This window comes from Streptomyces sp. SID10853, assembly GCF_010548145.1.
Taxonomy (GTDB): Bacteria; Actinomycetota; Actinomycetes; order Streptomycetales; family Streptomycetaceae; genus Streptomyces.
Window position 1 is genome coordinate 1 of sequence record NZ_JAAGLN010000461.1, and the last position, 1,914, is coordinate 1,914.

Annotated in this window: 1 protein-coding gene and 1 pseudogene; both read left to right on the plus strand. The window is 73.6% G+C overall.

Features of this window, described 5'->3' with window-relative positions:
• Positions 1-1,273: pseudogene (locus G3I19_RS36300) on the plus strand (ATP/GTP-binding protein); the annotation flags it as partial.
• A gap of 103 nt (positions 1,274-1,376) precedes the next feature.
• Positions 1,377-1,914: PucR family transcriptional regulator ligand-binding domain-containing protein (locus tag G3I19_RS36305; RefSeq protein WP_203601161.1), on the plus strand; the 538-nt coding region annotated here is incomplete at its 3' end.

A 1,914-nucleotide genomic window follows, 5' to 3' on the forward strand; every position in this document is an offset into this window, starting at 1 on the left:
CGAGCGCAACCCGTACGCCAGGCGCGGCAGCGGCCTCGCGCTCGAACCCGAACTGCTCGGCACCTCGCTGCTGGCCGTCGGACCGCCCGGCGCGGGCAAGACCCGCGACCTGGTGCGGCCGGTGGCCGAGTCACTGGCCCTCCAGGCGCTCGCCGGCCAGGCCGCCGTCATCGTGGTCGCGGCGGCCGGCACCCAGCTCGGTCCCGACGAGGCGTACGACGTCGTGGTCAAGCCCGGCGACCGCTCATCCGTCCACGACTTCGACCTCTACGGCGGCACCACCGACCCCGACGAGGCCGCCGCCGTGCTCGCCGAGGCGTTCACCGGTGACCTCCCCGAGGTCGACAGCAGGCGCGCGGCCACCGCGCTCGCCCAGCTGCTCGGCCCCTACCTGGCGGCGCACGGCCGCTTCCCCTCGGTCCCCGACCTGCGGGAACTCCTCGACGGTGTGCCGGCCGCGCTGGCCACCCTGCGCGAGGCACTGGACGCGGCAGGACACTTCGGCCTGCAGCGCGAACTCGACGCGCGCGCCCGGCAGTCCGGGGCGCCCGGCGACCCGGGACCCGCGCTCGCCGACCGTGTCGCCGCACTCGACCGCCCCGCCTTCGCCGGGTTCTTCGACACATCGGGCACATCCAGGCCCTTCTCGCTGCGCTCCCTCGAACACCCCGTACGCGTCAGGATCGACCTCCCGGAACGGGCGCACGCGGAGGCGTCCCGGGTGCTCGCCCGGCTCGTCCTCGCGCAGTTCACCGCGAGTGCGGCGGCCCGCGCCGACCGTTCGCTCTTCGCCTGCCTGGTCATCGACGACGCCACCCGCACCATCACGGCGGACTCGGTCCGCTCCATCCAGCGGCTGCGCTCCGCGCACGCCGGAGCTGTCCTCACCCTGCGCAGCCTGAGCGACGTGCCGGACGACCTGCACACCGCGCTGCTCGGCGCGGTCGGCTGCCGGATGGCGTTCTCCGGCGTCACCACCTGGGAGGGCAGGTCCTTCGCCGATGCGTGGGGCACCGAATGGGTGGAGACCAGGGACGTCACCCAGCGCACCGTCTTCGCCGACCAGCCGCTGACCCGGGCGATCCACTCCTTCCGCAAACTCGTCACGGGCAAGGCGGTGACGACGGACGCCGTCACCGTGCGCAGGGTCGAGCGTGAGCGCTGGTCGGCCTCCGACCTGGCCCATTCGGTGCCGGCGGGCCATGCAGTGCTCTCGCTGACGACAGTGCGCGGCGAGCACGCACCGCCCCTTCTGGTGGATCTGCGCGGCTGATCCGGCGCGGGGACCCGTACGCCCTGGCAGAATCGGAGAAGCCGTTCATACGGGGCGGCGCAGTTCTCACCCATTCTTCAGCCGAAGGTCCTACGGTCCCTCCATGCCGCCCACCCTTGCCTCGCTGGTCCACCACTCCACGCTCAAGCTGACCGTGCGTGCGGGGGAGGGCCGGCTCGAGACGCCGGTGCGCTGGGCCCACGTCAGCGAGCTGGCCGACCCCGTCCCGTACATGGAGGGCGGCGAGCTCCTCCTCATCACCGCGATGACCCTGGACACCGATGACCAGGAGGCGATGCGCCGGTACGTGCGACGGCTCGCCAAGGCCGGAGTCGTCGGGCTGGGCTTCGCCGTCGGCGTCCACTACGACGACATCCCGCCCGCACTGGTCGCCGCGGCCGACGAGGAGGGCCTGCCGCTCCTCGAAGTGCCCCGGCGTACGCCGTTCCTGGCCATCAGCAAGGCGGTGTCGGCAGCCATCGCCGCCGACCAGTACCGCTCGGTCACCGCGGGGTTCGAGGCCCAGCGCGAGCTGACCCGGGCCGCGCTGAGCGGCGACGGCCCCGGCGATCTGCTGGCGCGGCTCGCTTCCCATGTCGACGGCTGGGCCGCGCTGTACGACGCGGCGGGCACCGTCGTGG